Source organism: Cupriavidus sp. BIS7 (assembly GCF_000292345.1).
In the GTDB taxonomy this organism is placed as follows: Bacteria; Pseudomonadota; Gammaproteobacteria; order Burkholderiales; family Burkholderiaceae; genus Cupriavidus.
This window is the reverse complement of sequence record NZ_ALOU01000060.1, coordinates 43,126-63,764: the sequence shown is the minus strand read 5'-3', so window position 1 is coordinate 63,764 and position 20,639 is coordinate 43,126. Positions and strand designations below refer to the sequence as shown.

21 protein-coding genes are annotated in these 20,639 nt (G+C 64.4%); 14 read left to right on the top strand and 7 right to left on the bottom strand.

Annotated elements, in window-relative coordinates; all coding sequences use genetic code 11:
* Window positions 1–11: 11 nt before the first annotated feature.
* The gene (locus B552_RS0120220) at window positions 12–350 is read left to right on the top strand and encodes a ribonuclease domain-containing protein (RefSeq protein ID WP_237718295.1); all 339 of its coding nucleotides are present in this window, start codon (window positions 12–14) and stop codon (window positions 348–350) included.
* Window positions 347–955 carry a barstar family protein gene (locus tag B552_RS0120215; RefSeq protein ID WP_019450874.1) on the top strand — a complete coding sequence of 203 codons (609 nt, stop codon included), beginning with the start codon at window positions 347–349 and terminating at the stop codon, window positions 953–955. The genes B552_RS0120220 and B552_RS0120215 overlap by 4 nt, the downstream gene beginning before the upstream one ends.
* Window positions 956–1,042: 87 nt before the next feature.
* Here B552_RS0120215 and B552_RS0120210 read toward each other — a convergent pair whose 3' ends face one another.
* The 4 genes from B552_RS0120210 to B552_RS0120195 form a co-directional block, all read right to left on the bottom strand.
* Complete coding sequence (locus B552_RS0120210; protein WP_019450873.1) at window positions 1,043–1,645, bottom strand: YidB family protein; 603 nt, start codon at window positions 1,643–1,645, stop codon at window positions 1,043–1,045.
* Between the two features lie 18 nt (window positions 1,646–1,663).
* Window positions 1,664–2,407, bottom strand: a complete 744-nt coding sequence (locus B552_RS0120205) for a 16S rRNA (uracil(1498)-N(3))-methyltransferase (protein ID WP_019450872.1) — start codon at window positions 2,405–2,407, stop codon at window positions 1,664–1,666.
* On the bottom strand, window positions 2,407–2,841 hold the full coding sequence (locus tag B552_RS0120200; protein WP_019450871.1) for a VOC family protein: 435 nt from the start codon (window positions 2,839–2,841) through the stop codon (window positions 2,407–2,409). The genes B552_RS0120205 and B552_RS0120200 overlap by 1 nt, the downstream gene beginning before the upstream one ends.
* A 65-nt stretch (window positions 2,842–2,906) precedes the next feature.
* Window positions 2,907–3,821 (bottom strand): spermidine synthase, encoded by a 915-nt coding sequence (locus B552_RS0120195; RefSeq protein WP_237718293.1) that lies wholly within the window; start codon window positions 3,819–3,821, stop codon window positions 2,907–2,909.
* Window positions 3,822–3,879: 58 nt separating this feature from the next.
* On the opposite strand from B552_RS0120195, the gene tkt reads away from it, so the two are divergent.
* Both tkt and gap read left to right on the top strand, forming a co-directional pair.
* A complete protein-coding gene (gene tkt, locus B552_RS0120190; RefSeq protein WP_026035863.1) occupies window positions 3,880–5,916 on the top strand; it encodes a transketolase in 2,037 nt (678 codons plus the stop codon).
* A gap of 85 nt (window positions 5,917–6,001) precedes the next feature.
* On the top strand, window positions 6,002–7,000 hold the full coding sequence (gap, locus tag B552_RS0120185; RefSeq protein ID WP_019450868.1) for a type I glyceraldehyde-3-phosphate dehydrogenase: 999 nt from the start codon (window positions 6,002–6,004) through the stop codon (window positions 6,998–7,000).
* Window positions 7,001–7,071: 71 nt separating this feature from the next.
* Here gap and B552_RS0120180 read toward each other — a convergent pair whose 3' ends face one another.
* Window positions 7,072–7,677 carry a flavin reductase family protein gene (locus B552_RS0120180; RefSeq protein ID WP_019450867.1) on the bottom strand — a complete coding sequence of 202 codons (606 nt, stop codon included), beginning with the start codon at window positions 7,675–7,677 and terminating at the stop codon, window positions 7,072–7,074.
* A 292-nt stretch (window positions 7,678–7,969) separates the two neighbouring features.
* Between B552_RS0120180 and B552_RS27765 the strand changes: the two genes are divergently transcribed.
* Window positions 7,970–8,905: a LysR family transcriptional regulator gene (locus B552_RS27765; protein WP_019450866.1), complete on the top strand. Its 936-nt coding sequence runs from the start codon at window positions 7,970–7,972 to the stop codon at window positions 8,903–8,905.
* A 91-nt stretch (window positions 8,906–8,996) separates the two neighbouring features.
* Here the strand turns inward: B552_RS27765 and fur are convergent, their stop codons facing one another.
* A complete protein-coding gene (gene fur, locus B552_RS0120170) occupies window positions 8,997–9,428 on the bottom strand; it encodes a ferric iron uptake transcriptional regulator (RefSeq protein WP_019450865.1) in 432 nt (143 codons plus the stop codon).
* A 199-nt stretch (window positions 9,429–9,627) separates the two neighbouring features.
* Between fur and bamE the strand changes: the two genes are divergently transcribed.
* The 9 genes from bamE to B552_RS0120125 all read left to right on the top strand — a co-directional run bounded on the left by bamE (window position 9,628) and on the right by B552_RS0120125 (window position 19,396).
* A complete protein-coding gene (gene bamE, locus B552_RS0120165) occupies window positions 9,628–10,290 on the top strand; it encodes an outer membrane protein assembly factor BamE (protein ID WP_019450864.1) in 663 nt (220 codons plus the stop codon).
* 80 nt (window positions 10,291–10,370) lie between these two features.
* Window positions 10,371–11,168 carry a 4-hydroxy-tetrahydrodipicolinate reductase gene (dapB, locus tag B552_RS0120160; RefSeq protein ID WP_026035861.1) on the top strand — a complete coding sequence of 266 codons (798 nt, stop codon included), beginning with the start codon at window positions 10,371–10,373 and terminating at the stop codon, window positions 11,166–11,168.
* 158 nt (window positions 11,169–11,326) lie between these two features.
* Window positions 11,327–13,948 carry a leucine--tRNA ligase gene (gene leuS, locus B552_RS0120155; protein ID WP_019450862.1) on the top strand — a complete coding sequence of 874 codons (2,622 nt, stop codon included), beginning with the start codon at window positions 11,327–11,329 and terminating at the stop codon, window positions 13,946–13,948.
* A gap of 23 nt (window positions 13,949–13,971) precedes the next feature.
* Window positions 13,972–14,487 (top strand): LPS assembly lipoprotein LptE, encoded by a 516-nt coding sequence (gene lptE, locus B552_RS0120150; RefSeq protein WP_019450861.1) that lies wholly within the window; start codon window positions 13,972–13,974, stop codon window positions 14,485–14,487.
* Window positions 14,488–14,521: 34 nt separating this feature from the next.
* Window positions 14,522–15,592 carry a DNA polymerase III subunit delta gene (gene holA / locus B552_RS0120145; protein ID WP_019450860.1) on the top strand — a complete coding sequence of 357 codons (1,071 nt, stop codon included), beginning with the start codon at window positions 14,522–14,524 and terminating at the stop codon, window positions 15,590–15,592.
* A gap of 106 nt (window positions 15,593–15,698) precedes the next feature.
* Window positions 15,699–16,979, top strand: a complete 1,281-nt coding sequence (locus B552_RS0120140) for a glutamate-5-semialdehyde dehydrogenase (RefSeq protein WP_019450859.1) — start codon at window positions 15,699–15,701, stop codon at window positions 16,977–16,979.
* A gap of 18 nt (window positions 16,980–16,997) precedes the next feature.
* On the top strand, window positions 16,998–17,420 hold the full coding sequence (locus B552_RS0120135; protein ID WP_019450858.1) for a CopD family protein: 423 nt from the start codon (window positions 16,998–17,000) through the stop codon (window positions 17,418–17,420).
* 36 nt (window positions 17,421–17,456) lie between these two features.
* A complete protein-coding gene (locus B552_RS0120130; RefSeq protein WP_019450857.1) occupies window positions 17,457–18,062 on the top strand; it encodes a 2-hydroxychromene-2-carboxylate isomerase in 606 nt (201 codons plus the stop codon).
* Between the two features lie 68 nt (window positions 18,063–18,130).
* Window positions 18,131–19,396 (top strand): class I SAM-dependent RNA methyltransferase, encoded by a 1,266-nt coding sequence (locus B552_RS0120125; RefSeq protein WP_019450856.1) that lies wholly within the window; start codon window positions 18,131–18,133, stop codon window positions 19,394–19,396.
* A gap of 170 nt (window positions 19,397–19,566) precedes the next feature.
* On the opposite strand, the gene B552_RS0120120 is transcribed toward B552_RS0120125, so the two are convergent.
* On the bottom strand, window positions 19,567–20,616 hold the full coding sequence (locus B552_RS0120120; protein WP_019450855.1) for a response regulator: 1,050 nt from the start codon (window positions 20,614–20,616) through the stop codon (window positions 19,567–19,569).
* Window positions 20,617–20,639 lie beyond the last annotated feature (23 nt).

The window sequence follows — 20,639 nt, the reverse complement described above, 5'->3', positions numbered from 1 at the left end:
TGGCGCTGGTGATGCCGCAAGGCGTCATGGCAAGGCAGTCGCCCGAAGATGTGCAGGGGGTGGTGGGAACCATCGCCGCACAGCAGTTGCCCAACGAGGCACAGCAGACGCTGGACCGTATCGAGTCTGGCGGGCCGTTCCCGTACGAGAAAGACGGTTCGCGTTTCGGCAACTACGAACACAGCCTGCCGCAGCAGCCTCGCGGGTACTACCGCGAGTACACCGTCAAGAACAGCGATAGCCGGAACCGGGGAGCCAAGCGGATTGTCTGCGGTGGTGATCAACGCGCCGCCAACGACTGCTATTACACGGAAGACCACTACAACAGTTTCAAACGGATAACCAAATGATGACTGACATTTTCGGATTGGGCGACGCCCTTGCCGCCCGCGAGGAGCGCGGCGCCGGAGATGGCTGGCAAAGGGCTCACCATCAGGCCCAGAACCTCTACGACAACGTGTTGATGATGCCGCGCCAGGATCTGACGCACCGACTTCCGCCCGCATGCGCGCCTGTCATGGTGACCTGCGCTGAAAACGGCACCAACGAGGAAGCCATGAATCTGTTCAAGACGGTGCGTCCCAACATCGTCCAGTCGATCCGCGCCTTCCGCGTGCCCGAGCTGGCCCAGGCAGCCGCCGCGATGAATCAGCACTTCCTCTACGCCAACTGCGCTGATTGCGCCAGCAAGGCGGAGATTCTTGAGCGCATTGCCACTGAGTTCACGTTCCCGAAGCACTTCGGCAAGAACTTCGATGCCTTGTCCGATTGCCTGACTGACATGATCCACAAGGCTGGCCCGCAGCCAGGCTTCGTGATCGTGCTGGAAGGCCTGCCGATTGCGCAGAAGTTCGACAAGGAAGCGCGAGAGGTGCTGCTGGACGTATTCCGTGACGCCGCCGAATTCTGGGGCGAGCGCAAGGTGCAGTTCCGGGTGTTCTATTCGTTTGCCTGAGCGTCGATGGCGCTTCCTGGCGCCGCACCCTGAACCATGAAAAATGCCCGCTGCAGAAGCGGGCATTTTTTCTTGTGCAAGCCGGCGTCAGGCAGCCGGCGGCACCGTCCCGTTCGGCGTCAGCCGGTCGATCAGCTCGGGAAGGCCCTCGCTCAGGCTCGATGCGACGTCCTCGGTCGACAGCCCGGTCTTCTCCGCCAGCGACTGGAGAGCGCCAGTGCCACCCAGTGCATGGGACAGATCCGAAGCGCTCACGGCCTGATTGGCACCCGTGCCGATCCATGAATCCACCTGCTGGCCCAGCCCGGCCTGCGCCAGGACATCGCGCAATGCGCCGATGCCACCGGCGGCCGCGCCCATGGCCTGCGTCGAATCGCCGGCACCACCCTGGCCGCCGAGCAGGCCGCCAAGCAGGGAGCCGAGGTCCAGACCACCGGGCGCGGCACCACCACCTGCGCCACCGGCACCTCCGAGCAACCCGCCCAGCAGACCGCCAAGGCCACCACCGGCACCCGCATCCGCGGCCACCGCGCCGCTGTCCGCTCCCTGGCCCTGGTGCCGCATCGCCATCATCGCCAGCAGGCCGAGCGCCATCATCATCTTGGGATTCAGTCCGCCTCCGGCTTGTTCGCCTTGTTGGCCGCCCAGTTGGCCGAGCACGCCGCCCAGCACGTTATCGAGTAGTCCCATGTCCAGCTCCTTTCCAGATCAGAATCCGCCAAGAATGGCGTTCAACGTTGCCAGGCAAGCCAGCCCGGCAGTTTCAGTTCGGAGAATACGCGGGCCCAATGACACGCCGATAAAGCCGGCGCGCCGTGCCAGATCTTCTTCCTCTGGCGACAGGCCGCCTTCGGGGCCGATCAGCAGCGTCACGCCGCCCGCACGCCAGGCCTCGCGCTCCGCCTGCGCGAGTTCGGGCAGCGAGGACGATGCGCGTGGCGAGAGCAGCAGCTTGGCCGCCGCTGCCGGTGCGCCTGCCAGCCACGATTCCAGGTTTGCGACAGGCGCCAACGCCGGCAGGCGATTCCGTCCGCACTGTTCGCACGCGGCCTCGATCAGCGCCTGCCAGTGAGACTGGCGTTTCGTGGCGCGCTCGCCGGACAGGCGAACGACCGAGCGGGCCGCCTGTAGCGGCTGTATGGCCGATACGCCAAGCTCCACGGCCTTTTCGATCAGCCAGTCCATCTTGTCCCCGCCGGCCAGGCCCTGCGCCAGCGTGACGGCGAACGGCGTTTCGGCTTCCGACGTATCGTGCGCGCCAAGCCGGGCAGTGGCGTGGCGTTTGCCGATGTCGGCCAGCACGGCCGCATGGCTGCCGCCTTGGCCATTGAACAATGTAATGGCGTCGCCGGGCGCCAGGCGCAATACCTGGACGTGACGCACAACGGCCTCGGGTAAATCCAGTACAGCTTCGGCAGTCAGCGCCGCATCGACAAAAAATCTGGGTGGCATCAGGGGGTGGGTTTGGATTCCGGAGCCATTGCCAGCCTCGTGGCAAAGCCCCAGCGATAGCCATCGGGATCTTCGACCATGCAGTACCGGTCGCCCCAGAACTGGTCAGCCGGAGGCGTCACGCTGATGGCGCCAGCCGCAATGGCCCGTGCGTACATCGCGTCCACGTCGGCACAGTAGAGGTAAAACGTCTGCGGTGCCTCCACGCCGAGCGAACGCGGTGTGCGCGCCGTGCTGCCCCAGGCTCCTTCAGGCGCGAACATGACTACCAGTTGATCCTGGTAGTGCATCTCGGCGTGCATTGGCACCCCGTTTTCGTCGAGGACGTGGCCGGCCGAGAAGCCGAACGCACGCTGATAGAAATCCAGGGCGGCGCGACCGCTGGCGACCGTCAGGTAGGGCGTCAGCCAGGGCGTGTTGGGCGGTCTGGGCATGATGATCTCCCGGGTGGCACGAATCTCGTCCCGCCGCGCTGATGCGCGCGGGACGCTCGTGCATGTTACGCGGGACGGCTGCCGCTGTCGAAGATCGCCTGAAGATGACGTGGATGGACGAACAGCGCGGGGTGCAGGTCGGCGTGGTAGGCGCGCAGGCTGTGCTCGAGCTTCCACTGCCGCAGGCGTGCGGAAATCCGTTCGGCAGGCTGCGCGGCAATATCGAGCGTGTTGCTGGCCAGCGCAATGCCCCACAGCGCGCCGTACGCTGGCACGAACGTCGTCAACGGGGCGACATGCGGGAACGTCTGGCGCAATCGTGCAAGCAGCCGCCGTGCGGATTCCGGCCGATGCAGCGGCGGCCCCAGATGCAACGACATCGCGCCGCCAGGTGACAGGCAGCGGCGCGCCGTCTGCAATCCATGCGGGGAGAACAGGGCCGCTGCCGGGCTGCCATCGTCGGCCTCGGTCAGGTCGTAGACGATCAGGTCAAACTGGCGCCCGGCGCGCGCAAAGGCCTCCATCAGGCCCAGCCCCTCGCCAACCGCCAGGCTCAGGCGCGGATCGCCCGGTTCGTCGAGAACACCCTGGTGAATGCCGCGCAGCCATTCGCGTGCCAGCCGAATCACCTCGCCATCGAGTTCCGCCACGACCACTTCACGCATCGTCGGGATGCGCAGCAGTTCGAATGCCGATCCGCCGTCACCTCCGCCCACCACCAGTGCGCTGCGCGGTGTGCCGTGCGCGGCCGCCATCGGCATCACCATCAGCTCGTGCTGGATCCAGGCGTCGGCTTCAGTGCTCATTACGCGGTCATCCAGGCGGAAAATCCGTCCAAAGTGCGCGTTCTCGCCGATTTCCACCTGCTGATGGGCGGTCCGGGCGGCCGCCAGCAGCGTGATCTCGCTCAATGTGGTGCCGATACCGGGCGCCAGCCACTCGGTCCAGGCCTGAGACCCCCTTCGAGATGCTGGTTCCACCCCGGGAATTCCGCCTGCTTCTGCTAAAATTGCGGTTTTCCCGCCGTCAGGTTCTCGCATGTCTGCCCTCGCTCATCCCGCCACAAGTCCTTACGCTACCCAACCCGTCAAGCTGATGGCGGATGCCATCCGCGTACTTGCCATGGACGCCGTCCAGCAAGCCAACTCCGGTCACCCCGGCGCGCCGATGGGTATGGCAGACATCGCCGTGGCGCTGTGGGGCCGGCACCTGAAGCATAACCCCGTCAATCCGCACTGGCCTGACCGTGACCGCTTCGTGCTGTCCAACGGCCACGGATCGATGCTGATCTACGCGCTGCTTCACCTGACGGGTTACGACCTGCCGATCGAAGAACTTAAGAACTTCCGTCAGCTGCACAGCAAGACCGCAGGCCATCCGGAATACGGCATCACCCCGGGCGTGGAAACCACGACCGGCCCGCTGGGCCAGGGCATCACCAATGCCGTCGGCATGGCGCTGGCCGAGAGCCTGCTGGCCGAAGAGTTCAATCGCCCTGGCTTCGACATCGTCAATCACCACACCTATGCGTTTATGGGTGACGGCTGCCTGATGGAAGGCATCAGCCACGAGGCCTGCTCGCTGGCCGGTACGCTCAAGCTGAACAAGCTGATCGCGTTCTGGGATGACAACGGCATCTCCATCGATGGCGACGTGGTGCACTGGTTCGCCGACGATACCCCGAAGCGCTTCGAAGCCTATGGCTGGAACGTGATTCGCGCCGTGGACGGGCACGACGTGGCAGCCATCGACCACGCCATCGCGCTGGCCAAGGCCAGCGACAAGCCGACCCTGATCTGCTGCCGTACGGTGATCGGCAAGGGCGCGCCGAACAAGGCAGGCGGCCACGACGTGCACGGCGCTCCGCTGGGCGGCGCCGAAGTGTTGGCCACCCGCGAGGCACTGGGCTGGACCCACGCCCCGTTCGAACTGCCGCAGGATGTCTACACGGCCTGGAACGCCAAGGCTACCGGCCACGCGCTGGAAAAGGCCTGGGACGCGCTGTTCGACGCCTACGCAGAAGTGCATCCGTACGAAGCCGGCGAGTACAAGCGCCGCATGCGCGGTGAGCTGCCGGGCGCGTTCGATGCCACCGTCGACGCATTCATCGCCAAGTGCGAAGAAAAGGCCGAGACGATCGCCACGCGCAAGGCCAGCCAGAACTCGATCGAGGCGCTGGCGCCGGTGCTGCCGGAATTCCTGGGCGGCTCGGCCGACCTGACCGGCTCGAACCTGACCAACTGGTCGGGCAGCCAGGCCGTGCGCGTTGATTCGTGGGGCAACCACATCAACTACGGTGTGCGCGAGTTCGGCATGAGCGCGATCATGAACGGCATCGCGCTGCATGGCGGCTACATTCCCTACGGCGCCACGTTCCTGACGTTCTCGGACTACAGCCGCAACGCGCTGCGCATGGCCGCGCTGATGAAGATCCGCTCGCTGTTCGTGTTCACGCACGACTCGATCGGTCTGGGCGAAGACGGCCCGACTCACCAGTCGATCGAGCATGTGGCCAGCCTGCGCCTGATCCCGAACATGGATGTCTGGCGTACCGCTGACACCACCGAGACCGCCGTGGCCTGGGCGCAGTCGATCCGTCGCGAGAATGGTCCGAGCTGCCTGATTTTCAGCCGCCAGAACCTGCCGTTCCAGAAGCGTGACGACGTCACGCGCGCCAATATCGCACGCGGCGGTTATGTGCTGCGCGATGCGAAGAACCCGCGCACCAAGCGTCCGGACGCCGTGATCCTTGCCACGGGCTCGGAAGTCGGCCTGGCCGTGGGCGCCGCCGATGCGCTGGCCGTCGAAGGCGTGCACGTGCGCGTGGTGTCGGTGCCGTCGACCTCCGTGTTCGACAAGCAGGACGTCGCGTACAAGGCCAGCGTGCTGCCGGCCGGCGTTCCGCGCATCGCTGTGGAAGCGGGCGTCACCGATTTCTGGTGGAAGTACCAGGTCCAGGCCGTTGTCGGTATCGACACGTTCGGCGAATCGGCTCCGGCCGGCGTGCTGTTCAAACACTTCGGCTTCACCGTGGATAACGTGGCCGACACGGTACGCGCCACGCTCGCCCAGTAATTTCCGCCCGCGCGGTATGCCGGTGCGACGCGCCGGCTGCCGGCGCCGGCCACCGGCTTTATCGATTGAACTCTAGGAGATAGACATGACCATCAAGATCGGCATCAACGGCTTTGGCCGCATCGGGCGCATGGTATTCCGCGCCGCCGTCGCGAACTTCAAGGACGTTGAAGTCGTCGCCATCAACGACCTGCTGGAGCCGGACTACCTGGCCTACATGCTGAAGTACGACTCGGTCCATGGCCGCTTCGACGGTGAAGTGGCGGTGGAAGGCAACACGCTCGTCGTGAATGGCAAGAAGATCCGCCTGACCGCCGTCAAGGACCCGGCAGAACTGAAGTGGGGCGAGGTCGGCGCCGACGTCGTGATCGAGTCGACCGGCATCTTCCTGACCAAGGAAGGCGCTCAGAAGCACATCGATGCGGGCGCCAAGAAGGTGATCATGTCGGCCCCGTCGAAGGACGACACCCCGATGTTCGTGTTCGGCGTGAACCACGAATCGTACAAGGGCGAAGCGATCATCTCGAACGCAAGCTGCACGACGAACTGCCTGGCACCGGTGGCCAAGGTTCTGAACGACAAGTGGGGCATCAAGCGCGGCCTGATGACGACCGTGCACGCTGCCACCGCCACGCAGAAGACCGTGGACGGTCCGTCGAACAAGGACTGGCGCGGTGGCCGTGGCATCCTGGAAAACATCATCCCGTCGTCGACCGGCGCTGCCAAGGCCGTTGGCGTGGTGATTCCGCAGCTCAACAAGAAGCTGACCGGCATGTCGTTCCGCGTGCCGACTTCGGACGTTTCCGTGGTCGACCTGACCGTTGAACTGGAAAACCCGGCCAAGTACGAAGAGATCTGCGCCGAAATGAAGGCACAGAGCCAGGGCGCGCTGAAGGGCGTGCTGGGCTACACCGAAGACAAGGTTGTGGCCACGGACTTCCGCGGCGATGCCCGTACCTCGATTTTCGACGCCGAAGCCGGCATTGCGCTGGACGGCACGTTCATCAAGGTCGTGAGCTGGTACGACAACGAGTGGGGTTACTCGAACAAGTGCCTGGAAATGGCACGCGTGGTGGCCAAGTAAGCCGTCGCTCGGGTATGTAACTCAGTACGTAACTCGACAAAAAACGCGCCTTCGGGCGCGTTTTTTGTTTCTCAGCCCCGGGATGGCTTCAGCGGATGCGCATCGACGCCATCGCCATCGACGATGAAATGGCCGCCGGCCACGTGGTGGATCGTGCGCAGATCGTCATGGCCCGTGAAATGCCAACGGCCATTGCTGAATACGCGGCTGTCGGCATGGGCGGCCACCACTTCGCCCAGGAATAGATCGTAGCCGTGCTGGATGGCCGGTTCGGGCAGCAGCCTGCATTCGAGCCATGCCGCGCAGCCTTCCAGCAACGGCGCGCCAATGACGCTCGCTGCGAACGTCTGCAGGCCGTAGGCGGTGAACTTGTCGATGCCCTGCTGTTCAGTCAGGGCCAGGCCGGAACTCGATCCCAGCGCCTGCGTAATATCGACCTGGCTGACCGTAGGGACCTGTATCGCAAACTCGCCGCTTGCTTCGAGCAGCTGGCGCGTCCATGCGGCCTTGTCCAGGACTACGGCAACCTTCGGTGGGGCGAAATCGAGCGGCATTGCCCACGCAGCCGCCATGATATTGCGCTGGCCCTGATGGGCCGCGCTGACCAGCACGGTCGGACCATGGTTCAAGAGGCGGTAGGCCTTGGGCAGATCGACGGCGAGACGGTGGGAGGACATGGTTCGTGAGGGAAATGGTTGGGGCGATGGCCTGGCTGCACGGCAGATCTGGCCCGTCATTGGTCACTATGGCGACACCAGAACGTCGCTACGCTGCAGATATTGACATTATCTGTCTCGAAGTTGTCAAGAATTCGCGTAAGCTTGCTTTCAGTAGTGCGAGAAATGTTGAATTTGCTTTCCGCTGCCGTTTTTTTCTCTTACACTCGGAAGAATCTATTAATGTCTGATGTGCAGCCCGTGAAAATGGTGGGGCCATCGAAGCGTAGGACAAAACAAACCGGGCCTGATCATGGTGAACGTGGATACCAAGCTGCTCGTGATTTTCACCGAGCTGCTTAGCAAGCGAAACGCCACTTATGTGGCGGAAAAGATGCACATGACTGCGCCGGCGGTTTCGCACTCACTTGGCCGGCTGCGCGAAATCTTCGACGATCCACTCTTCATCCGGGTGCCTCATGGTCTCACGCCAACGCCGCGCGCGCTGGAGCTGGGTCCCAAGATCCGGGACATGCTCGACCTCTGGTCGTCCATCAACGAGGGCGATGCCGACAACTTCGATCCGGCCATCGCCACCGGTACGCTAAGTATTGGCTTTGCAGCGGAACTCGGGGATACGGTGTTCAACCGCTTCGTTCTGCGCATCAAGCAACTGGCCCCGGACCTGCATATCCGCCTGGTCGAGTCGCATTCGTGGGAATCCGACGTGGCGTCGATGCGCGCCAATGAGCTCGACCTGGCCTTTTCGCCGTTCCCGACCCGCCATCCCGAAATCGTCGAGGAGATGGTGACCTCGCTGAATCTTTGGGTTTGCGCACGAAAGAACCACCCGGTACTGGTGAACGACTGCACGCTGGAGCAGTACCTCGACTGCAGCCATATCTTCATGGCGCATTCGGGTGGTACGGGCCGCCCCGCGCCGGCATTGATTCCGCTGGACTATGCGCTGCAGCAGCGCGGCCTCAAGCGCAATGCCACACTGACGGTTCATTCGTGGCGGGCCCAGGCCGAACTGGCCTCGCAGACCGACATGATTTTCACGGTCAATGCGCTGACCAAGGACATGGCCTGCGAAACCTATGGCCTGAAGGCGTTCCCGTTGCCAGCGGAGCTGAACACGATGCTGGGCCTGAACATGTTCTGGCACCGCAGCCGCAACACGCATCCGATGCTGGTCTGGGCGCGCAACCTGCGGGTTGTGGCCGACCAGGGCATGCCGCAGGAATAAATCGGCCTCGAACAAATAAAAACCGGCGCCAGTGCGCCGGTTTTTATTTGCCTGCGGCCGGAAGCGTGATCGCTCTTGCTTCCGGTGCGGCTTATCGTTTGGGGCGGTGCGGGCAATCGTTCTTAGTGCAATTGCCATAGAGCGACAACGCATGCTCCTGCAGCGCAAAACCGCGCTCACGCGCAATGCTTTGCTGCCGCTGCTCGATATTGGCATCGTAGAATTCCTCGACGCGCCCACAGTCCAGGCACACCAGATGATCGTGGTGCTTGCCTTCGTTCAGTTCGAAGATGGCCTTGCCCGATTCGAAGTTGTTGCGGGACAACAGGCCCGCCTGTTCGAACTGGGTGAGAACGCGATAGACCGTGGCAAGCCCGATGTCCATATGCTCGTTGAGCAGAATGCGATAGACATCTTCCGCGCTAAGGTGGCGCTGCTCGCTGGTCTGGAAGATTTCGAGGATTTTCAGGCGGGGGACGGTCGCCTTGAGGCCGATATTTTTGAGGTCCGCCGGACTCGGCATGGGCGTGACTCCCTAGAGTACAATGTCTGAATAGTTGAATCATAAGGGTTTTGGCGGCAAATGTCGCCCCGGTGCCATGGCGCCCGGGCGTCGCTTCCCGCGGCGTGTCCAGAATGCGCCTGGCCGTGTCGGATGCCTCTGCAGTCTCGGAGGTGTGCCGATACCGGTACTGACCCACTCCCGTCTGGAAGCGAGATACATGCGTTCATTCCGTTCGTCCGCCATGCGCCCGGCGCTGGTTTCCTCCCTGCTGGCAGCAGCGCTGCTGGCCGGCGCCTGCTCTGCCTACGACAGCACCTCGCGCACGGTGGCAAACGCCATCACGCCGTACCGCATCAACATCGTCCAGGGCAATTTCGTCTCGCGTGAGGCGGTTTCGCAACTGCGCGAAGGCATGACGCGCGACCAGGTGCGCTTCCTGCTCGGCACCCCGCTGCTGACCGACGTGTTTCACGCCAATCGTTGGGACTACTACTTCTCTTTCCGCCGTGGCAGCACGCCTGTCGTGCAGTCGCGCCAGTTCACGGTGTTCTTTGAAGGTGACAAGCTCGTGAAGTGGATTGGCAACGAATTGCCGTCGGAATACGAGCTGATCGCTGAAATTGACGGCATGAAGGCCGCGCAAAAGAATCAAACGCCAGGCAAGGTGGTGATGGGCGGTGAAGCTGCGGCATCCGCTCCGGCAGCCGCCCCGGCTTCGGCTCCGGCGGCTGACGCCACCGTAGCCGCCGCGAGTGCACCGGCAGCGCCGGCAGCACCGGCGGCCACACAGCCGCCGCCGTCGGCCGAGGCGGCTCCCCAGCAGCCCGCCGACCCGGCAGCAAGCGCCGCATCGGAAGCGCCGGCCAAACCTGCAAGCTGAAACGCGGCGGCGGGTCCACTCCAGACATTCCAAACCGTCCGGTCACTTGCCGGACGGTTTTCATTCCGAGACACCAAATCATGAAAATCGCCATTGCAGGGGCTTCAGGCCGCATGGGCCGCATGCTGATCGAAACCGTGCTCAATACCGACGGCGTGACGCTGGCCGGCGCGCTGGAAGTGCCCGCCGCGGCTGCGTTGGGCCAGGATGCCGGACTGTTCCTGGGCCGCGAGACGGGCATCAGGATTTCGTCGGATATCGAAGCCGTGCTGGGCGCCGCCGATTGCCTGATCGATTTCACGCGCCCGGAGGGCACGCTGCTGCACCTGGACGTCGCCCGGCGCCTTGGCAAGAAGATCGTGATCGGCACGACCGGCTTCGATGCCGCGGGCAAGCAGGCCCTGGCCGATGCCGCGAAGTCGATCGGCGTGGTCTTCGCATCGAACTTCAGCGTAGGCGTCAACGCCACGTTCAAGCTGCTTGAAGTGGCGGCCAAGCTGCTGTCCACTGGCTATGACATCGAAATCATCGAAGCCCATCACCGCCACAAGGTGGACGCCCCGTCGGGCACCGCGCTGACGATGGGCGAGGTGATTGCCAAGGCCATCGGCCGCGATCTCGACGAGTGCGCGGTCTACGCACGTGAAGGCCACACCGGCCCGCGTGACGCCAAGTCGATCGGCTTTGCCACGGTCCGCGGCGGCGATATCGTTGGCGATCACACGGTGATGTTTGCCGGCATCGGCGAACGCATCGAGATCAGCCACAAGTCGTCGAGCCGCCAGTCGTATGCCGATGGCGCGGTGCGCGCGGCGCGCTTCCTGGCCGACAAGCCGAACGGCATGTTCGACATGCAGGACGTGCTGGGCCTGAAGTAAGCCCACGCGGCCCGCCTGGGCGGGCCGCTTCAGCCTTTCCGAGCGGGCCGTGGCGACCATGCGCCACGGTTATAATCGTCTCTTTCGCTTTTCCGATCCCCCCGGCCGTCCGGCGCGCCAGTCGCCAGCGGACCGATGTCCAGACCGTCGTCCCGACCATGCAAGACAAATATCTTCCGTCCGCCGTTGAACAAGCCGCCCAGCAGCACTGGCAAGCGATCGATGCCTACAAGGTTTCGGAGCACGCGGTCGGGCCAGACGGCCAGGAAAAGTCCAAGTTCTACGCCTGTTCGATGCTGCCGTACCCCTCGGGCAAGCTCCACATGGGCCACGTGCGCAACTACACGATCAACGACGTGATGGCGCGCTACCTGCGCATGAACGGCCGTAACGTGCTGATGCCGATGGGCTGGGACGCGTTCGGCATGCCGGCGGAGAACGCCGCGCTGAACAACGGCGTGGCGCCGGCCGCCTGGACCTACGACAACATCGCTTACATGAAGAAGCAGATGCAGTCGATGGGCCTGGCGATCGACTGGTCGCGCGAAGTGGCCACCTGCAGCCCCGACTACTATCGCTGGAACCAGTGGCTGTTCCTGAAGATGCTGGAAAAGGGCGTTGCCTACCGCAAGACCGGCACCGTGAACTGGGACCCGGTGGACCAGACCGTGCTGGCCAACGAGCAGGTGATCGACGGCCGCGGCTGGCGTTCGGGCGCGGTGGTCGAAAAGCGCGAGATTCCGATGTACTACCTGCGCATCACCGATTACGCGCAGGAACTGCTTGGCGACCTCGATGGCCTGGGCTGGCCCGAGCGCGTCAAGATCATGCAGCAGAACTGGATCGGCCGCAGCGAAGGCGTGCGCTTTGCATTCCCGCATGACATCAAGGGCGCGGACGGCAAGCTGATCAATGACGGCAAGCTCTACGTCTTCACCACGCGCGCCGACACGATCATGGGCGTGACGTTCTGTGCCGTGGCCGCCGAACACCCGCTGGCCACGCACGCCGCCGAGGGCAATCCCGCGCTGGCCGCGTTCATCGACGAATGCAAGCATGGCTCGGTCATGGAAGCCGACATGGCGACCATGGAGAAGAAGGGCATGCCCACCGGCCTCAAGGTCACGCATCCGCTGACCGGCGAGCAGGTGGATGTCTGGGTCGGCAACTATGTGCTGATGACCTACGGCGACGGCGCCGTGATGGGCGTGCCCGCGCACGACGAGCGCGACTTCGCGTTCGCGCTGAAGTACAACCTGCCGATCAAGCAGGTCATCGACGTCAAGGGCCAGGCCTATTCGACCGAAGCATGGGTCGAGTGGTATGGCGACAAGGAACACGGCACCTGCATCCATAGCGGCAAGTACGATGGCCTTGGCTACCAGGCCGCCGTCGATGCCATCGCCACCGACCTGGCTGCGAAGGGCCTCGGCGAGAAGAAGGTGACCTGGCGCCTGCGCGACTGGGGTATCTCGCGCCAGCGCTACTGGGGCACGCCGATCCCGCTGATCCACTGCGACAGCTGCGGCGTGGTGCCGGTGCCGGAGAAGGACCTGCCGGTGGTGCTGCCCGAGGATCTCGTGCCGGACGGCACGGGCAACCCGCTGGCCAAGGACCCGCGCTTCCTGGAGTGCTCCTGCCCGTCGTGCGGCAAGCCGGCGCGCCGCGAGACCGACACGATGGATACGTTCATCGACTCGTGCTGGTATTACATGCGCTATACGTGCCCCGACGCGGCCACGATGGTCGATGCGCGTAACGACTACTGGATGCCGATGGACCAGTACATCGGCGGCATCGAGCACGCGATCCTGCACCTGCTGTACGCGCGTTTCTGGACCAAGGTCATGCGCGACCTGGGCCTGGTCAAGTTCGACGAGCCGTTTGCGAACCTGCTCACGCAGGGCATGGTGCTCAACGAAACGTTCTACCGCGAGGACGTGTCGGGCAAGAAGACCTGGTACAACCCGGCAGATGTGGACGTGGAGACCGACGAGCGCGGCCGCCCGCTTGGCGCCACGCTGAAGGCCGACGGCCAGCCGGTGGTGATCGGCGGTGTGGAGAAAATGTCGAAGTCGAAGAACAACGGCATCGACCCGCAGGCGCTGATCGACCAGTACGGCGCCGATACCGCGCGCCTGTTCGTGATGTTCGCCGCACCGCCCGAGCAGCAGCTCGAATGGAGCGGTTCGGGTGTGGAAGGCGCGTCGCGCTTCCTGCGCCGTGTGTGGAACTACGGCTTCGCCAACGCCCAGGCAATTCGCGATGGCGCGGGCACCGCGCCGACCGCCGATGACGCCGCGGTGCGCCGCGAGATCCACACGGTGCTCAAGCAGGCCAACTACGACTACGAGCGTATCCAGTACAACACCGTGGTTTCAGCCACGATGAAGATGCTGAACGCGCTGGAAGATGCGAAGACTGCATCGCCGGCCGCGCGCCGCGAGGGCTTCAGCATCCTGCTGCGCGTGCTGTACCCGGTGGTGCCGCACATCGCCCACGCGCTATGGCATGAACTCGGCTACACCGCCGAGGCTGGCGACATTCTCGACGCCGCATGGCCGCACGTCGACGAAGCCGCGCTGGTGCGCAGCGAGATCGAACTGGTGCTGCAGGTCAACGGCAAGGTCCGTGGCAGCCTGACGGTACCGGCCGATGCCGACCGCGCCGCCATCGAGGCAACCGCCGCCGCCAGCGAAATCGTGGCGAAGTTTGCCGCCGGCGCCGCGCCGAAGAAGATCGTCGTGGTGCCTGGCCGTCTCGTCAACGTCGTGCTCTGACGCACGCAGACAGGAAAAGAGGTATGGATCGACCGAACATGGGACGCCGCGGGTTTATCGCCATCGGTGCGGTAGTGGCAACAGCAGCGCTGCTGAGCGGCTGCGGCTTCCACATGCGCGGTAATGCCGACTTCGCGTTCAAGCGGCTCTACATCGGCATCCCGCCGAATTCGCTGATGGGGGCGGATCTGCGCCGCAATATCCGCAATGGATCGGACACGCAGATCGTCAACGATCAGAAGGAAGCCGACGCGCTGCTGGACGTACTGGCCGATACGCGCGCGAAGACGATTCTCTCGATCACCACCGAGGGTGTGGTGCGCGAATACCGTCTGACGTATCGCTTCACCTTCCGCCTGCGCGATGCCAGCGGCAAGGAGCTGATCCCGCCGTCGACGCTGGTGCTGACGCGTGACCTGACGTACAACGAAGCCAACACACTGGCCAAGGACTACGAAGAGCAGCAGCTCTATCGCGACATGCAGCGCGATCTGGTGAATCAGCTCATGCGCCGCCTGGCAGCGGTCAAGACTATCTGAAGCGCGCCGGATTCCCGCGCGATACAGGGCGACGATGCAGCTTAAGCTCGACGGACTCGAGGCTCACCTGAAGCAGGCCCAGGCCAAAGGCCTGGCGCCGCTTTATGTCGTCCATGGGGATGAACACCTGCTGGTGCTGGAAGCGGTCGACCGGCTGCGCCGCTCGGCGCGCGAGGCAGGCTTTTCTGAACGCGACGTGCTTGTGGCCGAGCGCGGCTTCCAGTGGAGCCAGCTCACCGAGGCGCAGCAATCGATGTCGCTGTTCGGTGACCGCAAGATCGTCGAGTTGCGTATCCCGTCGGGCAAGCCGGGCAAGGATGGCGGCGAGGCACTGCGTGCCGTGGTCGCCCAGCCATCGCCCGATGTGGTGATGCTGGTCACGCTGCCGCGTCTGGATTTCGCCACCTCGAAGTCGGCATGGTTCCAGGCACTGGAGTCGGCCGGCGTGTCGGTCAAGGTCGATGCCGTCGATCGTACGCGGCTGCCCGCATGGGTTGGCGAGCGGCTCGGCCTGCAGCAGCAGCGCGTGGAACCGGGCGAACCGGGGCGGCGCGCGCTGCAATTCATCGCCGACAAGGTTGAAGGCAACCTGCTGGCCGCGCACCAGGAAATCCAGAAACTCGGGCTGCTCTATCCGCCCGGCGTGCTGACCTTCGACCAAGTCCATGACGCGGTGCTCAATGTGGCCCGCTACGACGTGTTCAAGCTGTCCGAGGCGATGCTCGGCGGCGACGTGCCGCGCCTTGTCCGGATGCTCGAAGGGCTGCGTGGCGAGGGCGAGGCCACGGTGCTGGTGCTGTGGGCGCTGACCGAGGAAATTCGCGTATTATCCAAGGTCCGGCAAGGCCTGGCGGCTGGCAAGCCGGCTGGCGTGCTGATGCGCGAACTGCGCGTCTGGGGCCCGCGCGAGCGGCTTGTTCCGCAGGCCGCGCAACGGCTGTCGATGCCGCAACTGGAAGCCGCGCTTGCCATGGCCGCGCGGCTGGACCGGCAGGTCAAGGGCCTGTCCGATCTTCCAGGCGCGGGCGGCACGGCCGGCGCGTTGCCAGCAGAGCCATGGGACGGCCTGTTGCAGCTCGCACTGCTGATCGCCAGGCCAGCCTGAGCTCCCGGGCCAGCACCACTACCGAACCAGAAATTTCGCCGGCAGCCGCGCCGGTGCATGCAAATCGCGGCACCCACAGCAGACCGGGCACAGCCTGGACACCATCATGACCGAGTTCGATCTCCACGCTTACATGACCCGCGTCGGCCAGCAGGCCCGCGCGGCATCACGCGCCATGGCGCGTGCCTCCACGGCCGACAAGAACCGCGCGCTGCTGACGATCGCCGCGGCCATCCGCCGCGACGCCGACAAGCTCAAGGCCGTCAACGCCCGCGATGTCGAGCGCGCTCGCGCCAATGGCCAGGATGCCGCGTTCATCGATCGCCTGACGCTGTCGGACAAGGCCATCGCCACGATGTCCGCCGGCCTTGAGCAGATCGCCGCGCTGGCTGACCCGATCGGCGAGATCTCGAACATGAAGTTCCTCCCGACCGGCATTCAGGTGGGCCAGATGCGCGTGCCGCTGGGTGTGATCGGCATCATCTATGAATCGCGCCCGAACGTGACCATCGACGCCGCGGCGCTGTGCCTGAAGTCCGGCAATGCGACGATCCTGCGTGGTGGCTCGGAAGCGATCGAATCGAACACGGCGCTGGCCGCGCTCGTGGCCGAAGGCCTGGCCGCCGCAGGGCTGCCGTCCGAAGCCGTGCAGGTGATCGAAACCACCGACCGCGCCGCCGTTGGCCGCCTGATCACGATGACCGAGTATGTCGACGTGATCGTCCCGCGCGGTGGCAAGAGCCTGATCGCGCGGCTGATGGAAGAAGCGCGCGTGCCGATGATCAAGCACCTCGACGGCATCTGCCACGTCTACATCGACGAGGATGCCGATGTGGAGAAGGCCATCCGCGTCTGCGACAACGCGAAGACGCAGCGCTACGCGCCGTGCAACACGATGGAAACGCTGCTTGTGTCGAGCAAGATCGCCGCCACGGCGCTGCCGCCGCTGTGCCGCATCTATCAGGAGAAGGGCGTCGAGTTGCGTGTCTGCGCGGATACGCGCGCCACGCTGGAAGCGGCCGGCTTCAAGGGCCTGGTCGATGCCACCGAGGAAGACTGGCGCCTGGAGTACCTGGCGCCGGTGCTGGCCATCCGCACCGTGGACGGCCTCGATGCGGCCATCGCGCATATCAACACCTACGGGTCGGCGCATACCGATTCGATCATCACCGAGAACTACAGCACGGGCATGCGCTTCCTGCGCGAGGTTGATTCGGCCAGCGTGATGATCAACGCGTCGACGCGCTTCGCCGATGGCTTCGAGTATGGCCTCGGCGCGGAAATCGGCATCTCGAACGACAAGCTCCACGCGCGCGGCCCGGTGGGCCTGGAAGGGCTGACCTCGCTCAAGTACGTCGTGTTCGGTCACGGCGAGATTCGTACCTGACCGGGAGCGGACCGACATATGCTTTGGGTCAAGGCCTTCCATATCCTGTTCGTGATCTCGTGGTTCGCGGGGCTGTTCTACCTGCCGCGCATCTTCGTCAACCTTGCGATGGAGACCGATGCGGCCAGCGTGCAGCGCCTGCTGCTGATGGCGCGCAAGCTGTTCCGTTTCATGACGATGCTGGCCGTGCCGGCGGTCGTGCTCGGCCTGTGGCTGTACCTCGGCTACGGCATCGGCCGGGGCACGGGGCAGGGCTGGATGCATGCCAAGCTGGCGCTGGTGCTGGTGCTGATCGGCTATCACCACGGCTGTGGCGTGCTGCTGCGCAAGTTCGAGGCCGGCGCGAACAAGCGCTCGCACACGTTCTATCGCTGGTTCAACGAGTTGCCGGTGCTGGTGTTGCTGGCGATTGTCATCCTTGTGGTCGTAAAGCCGTTTTAAGCTGACGTATTTCCCCGTTCTACCGATGAGGTCGTGATGAGCAAGCAGGTCGAGTACTTTCTGGCGCCGCCATCCCCGTTTGTCTACATGGGGCATGCGCGATTTGTCGAGATCGCCAATCGCCACAATGCGCAGGTACTGCTGAAGCCTTGCGATATCGGCAAGGTGTTTGCCGTATCGGGCGGTCTGCCGCTGGCTCAGCGTCCTCCCCAGCGCCAGGCATATCGTCTGGTCGAGCTGGAGCGTTGGAGCAAGTTTCTCGATATCCCGCTGAACCTGCATCCGACGTACTTCCCGGTTTCGGGCGATGCAGCGGCGAGGCTCATCATCGCCGCGCAACTGGCCAACGGCACGGCGCGCGCGCTGGAACTGACCGGCGCGATCACGCGTGCGGTGTGGGCCGAGCAGCGCAATATCGCCGATATGGCCACGCTCGCGTTGATCGCCGAGGAAACCGGCCTTGATGGCGCCAGCCTGCTCAAGGCCAGCGAAGGGCAGGCGGTGCAGGCGGCGTATGCGCAGAACACGCAGGATGCCATTTCCGCCAATGTGTTTGGCGCCCCGTGGTATGTCTACGATGGCCAGCCGTACTGGGGCCAGGACCGGCTCGATTTCCTCGACCGCGCGCTTGCGGCGGGCTGATCGGGAAGCCGCCACCGATACTTTCCGTCCGCCACGGCGGACGTTTTTGTTTGCAGGATTTTCACGCCATGACCCAAGCCTTCTTTGCTCCTTGCCCGCGCGGCCTGGAATCCGCCCTTGCCGAAGAACTGCGCGAGATCGCGCTGTATCCGGCCGTGGCGTCCGCCGCGCCGTTCGAAGTGCATCGCGAGGTGCCGGGCGGCGTGACGTTCTCCGGCGAGATGTCGGCCGCCTACGCGGTCAATCTCCATTCCCGGATTGCCAGCCGCGTGCTGCTGCGCGTCGCGCAGCGCGGCTACCGGCATGAGGACGACATCTATTCGCTGGTGCGCCAGCAGCGCTGGGAGCAATGGTTCTCGCCGGACGAGACGCTGCGCGTGGATGTGACCGCGCACAAGTCGCCGCTGCGCAGCCTCAACTTCACAGCGCTGCGTGTCAAGGACGGCGTCTGCGATGCAATGCGCGAGCGGCTGGGCGCGCGCCCCAGCATCGACACGGTCAGCCCCGACGTCCGCATTTACGCGCACCTGAGCGAAACCGACTGCACGATCTACCTCGACACCACTGGCGAGCCGCTGTTCAAGCGCGGCTGGCGCATGGAGAAGGGCGAGGCGCCGCTCAAGGAGAACCTGGCCGCCGGCATCCTGCGCCTGGCCGGCTGGACGCCGGGGCAGACCCATCGTCCGTTTTTCGATCCGATGTGCGGCAGCGGCACGTTCCTCGTGGAAGCCGCGCAGGTCGCGCTAGGCCTTGCACCGGGTGCAGGCCGTACCTTTGCGTTCGAGTGGCTCAAGGGCGTCGATACCAAGGCCTGGCAGGCGCTGCGTTCCGATGCCCAGCACGCGCGCGAGCACGCGGCCAGCCGCGCGGCGAACCTGCAGATCGCTGGCTCGGACATCTCCACGGACATGCTGTCGATGGCAGAGGCCAACTGGCAGCGCGCGGGTCTGCCGGGCAACGTGCAGTTGAAGCAGGTGGATGCACGCTTCGTGCAGCCGCCATTTGGTGAGCCGGGACTGATGATGATGAATCCGCCGTACGGCGAGCGGATTGCCGTACGTGGCGACCGTCGTGTCGCGCAGCAGGATGCCCCGCGTGACGAAGTGGAAGAGGCCGCCGCCAACCAGTTCGCCAGCGCGTTTGCCACAACGCTGAAGCAGAACTTCTCGGGCTGGCAGGCATGGGTGTTCACGGGCGATCTGACGATACCAAAGCGTCTGCGGCTCAAGGAGTCGCGCCGCACGCCGCTTTACAACGGCAATATCGAATGCCGGCTGTTCCGGTTCGACATGGTGCGCGGCGGGAATCGCGAGCAGAAGAAGGATGAGGTGTGAGTCGGGGTTGATGCGCTGACCACGGAGCCCCGTGGTTTGCTCCCCTCTCCCATGCAATGGGAGAGGGGTCGGGGGAGAGGGCATTGAGGTTCTGCTTGCCGTCCGTCGCTATTTGAACTGCCGCGCCCTCTCCCCCAGCCCCTCTCCCGCAAGGCGGGAGAGGGGAGTATTCAGGCGTGCTTGTTGCGCCCGGTCATTGCATCCGGATTCCGCGCAAAATCCGCAAGGAAGCTCTGCAGGCTGACCACGGGTTCCTGCAGCATGTGGCGCGGCAGATCGAACAGCGCGTAGAAGTACTCTTCGCGGCCCTCGCAGCGCTCGGCGGGCAGACAGTATTGTTCCCAGTCGATGCAGGCCGGCGTGTACATGCCGTTGCCGGGCCAGAAGAACGGCACGATGCGGCCTTCGCGCAGGCCTTCTATCAGTGCCGCCGGAGCTTCGTAGGCTTCGGCCGATTCCACCTGGCTCATCAACCCGGCGCGCGTCTCGATCACCATCAGCGTGGCGTGGCCCTGCGCGGTCAGCAGCAGCACGCCCACCGGATTCGGATACAGGTAGTACTCGATAAAGCCATAGCGCGCGGCGGTCTGGCGCACGCGGTCCGCCATCGCCGGATCGGACAAAAACGCGTACGAATGGCGCGTCAGCAGGTCGCGCAGCGTGCGCGAGACCGACGTGAAGTACTGCTGTTGTAGCGCGTCGATTTCCTCGTTGAGGCGCGCCACCATGTTCGGGTCGTGCTTCTTGACGTAGCGGTCGATCAACCCATGGTTGAAGCCCTGCACGGCGATGCTCTCGTCGGCCGTGCCGGTCAGCAGGATGGTCTTGCAAGGCAGGTCTTCCAGCGCCTGGCAGAACTCCAGGCCATCCATCTGCGGCATCGAGTAATCGACCACGATCACGCCCGGCTGCAGGAAGCGCTTGATGTCGTGAATCTGGCGATGGATACGGTCTACATCGAGCTGCACCGTGCGGCGCTCGGACAGGAAGGTCAGGTCGTCATGCGTGACGTGTACCGGCAGGAACGCCGGATGCCGCGTGGCATAGGCTTCGCGAATCCATGCCAGTGCTTCGCGCGGGTCGGTGAAACTGACCACGGCGCGCGATGCGTCCATCTGGAACGCCAGGCTGTCGATGAACGATTTGCTATCGTCCACCAGCACCGTCAGCACGGGGTGATGAAAGACCGACAGATTCCTGTCATGCGAACTGAATGTCATGGTGCGATCAAATCTGCCGCCGG

Coding starts and splice junctions, on each gene's coding strand:
- B552_RS0120220 (WP_237718295.1), top strand. CDS start 12: ATGCCGCAAGGCGTCATGGCAAGGCAGTCGCCCGAAGATGTGCAGGGG.
- B552_RS0120215 (WP_019450874.1), top strand. CDS start 347: ATGATGACTGACATTTTCGGATTGGGCGACGCCCTTGCCGCCCGCGAG.
- B552_RS0120210 (WP_019450873.1), bottom strand. CDS start 1,645: ATGGGACTACTCGATAACGTGCTGGGCGGCGTGCTCGGCCAACTGGGC.
- B552_RS0120205 (WP_019450872.1), bottom strand. CDS start 2,407: ATGCCACCCAGATTTTTTGTCGATGCGGCGCTGACTGCCGAAGCTGTA.
- B552_RS0120200 (WP_019450871.1), bottom strand. CDS start 2,841: ATGCCCAGACCGCCCAACACGCCCTGGCTGACGCCCTACCTGACGGTC.
- tkt (WP_026035863.1), top strand. CDS start 3,880: ATGTCTGCCCTCGCTCATCCCGCCACAAGTCCTTACGCTACCCAACCC.
- gap (WP_019450868.1), top strand. CDS start 6,002: ATGACCATCAAGATCGGCATCAACGGCTTTGGCCGCATCGGGCGCATG.
- B552_RS0120180 (WP_019450867.1), bottom strand. CDS start 7,677: ATGTCCTCCCACCGTCTCGCCGTCGATCTGCCCAAGGCCTACCGCCTC.
- B552_RS27765 (WP_019450866.1), top strand. CDS start 7,970: ATGGTGAACGTGGATACCAAGCTGCTCGTGATTTTCACCGAGCTGCTT.
- fur (WP_019450865.1), bottom strand. CDS start 9,428: ATGCCGAGTCCGGCGGACCTCAAAAATATCGGCCTCAAGGCGACCGTC.
- bamE (WP_019450864.1), top strand. CDS start 9,628: ATGCGTTCATTCCGTTCGTCCGCCATGCGCCCGGCGCTGGTTTCCTCC.
- dapB (WP_026035861.1), top strand. CDS start 10,371: ATGAAAATCGCCATTGCAGGGGCTTCAGGCCGCATGGGCCGCATGCTG.
- leuS (WP_019450862.1), top strand. CDS start 11,327: ATGCAAGACAAATATCTTCCGTCCGCCGTTGAACAAGCCGCCCAGCAG.
- lptE (WP_019450861.1), top strand. CDS start 13,972: ATGGATCGACCGAACATGGGACGCCGCGGGTTTATCGCCATCGGTGCG.
- holA (WP_019450860.1), top strand. CDS start 14,522: ATGCAGCTTAAGCTCGACGGACTCGAGGCTCACCTGAAGCAGGCCCAG.
- B552_RS0120140 (WP_019450859.1), top strand. CDS start 15,699: ATGACCGAGTTCGATCTCCACGCTTACATGACCCGCGTCGGCCAGCAG.
- B552_RS0120135 (WP_019450858.1), top strand. CDS start 16,998: ATGCTTTGGGTCAAGGCCTTCCATATCCTGTTCGTGATCTCGTGGTTC.
- B552_RS0120130 (WP_019450857.1), top strand. CDS start 17,457: ATGAGCAAGCAGGTCGAGTACTTTCTGGCGCCGCCATCCCCGTTTGTC.
- B552_RS0120125 (WP_019450856.1), top strand. CDS start 18,131: ATGACCCAAGCCTTCTTTGCTCCTTGCCCGCGCGGCCTGGAATCCGCC.
- B552_RS0120120 (WP_019450855.1), bottom strand. CDS start 20,616: ATGACATTCAGTTCGCATGACAGGAATCTGTCGGTCTTTCATCACCCC.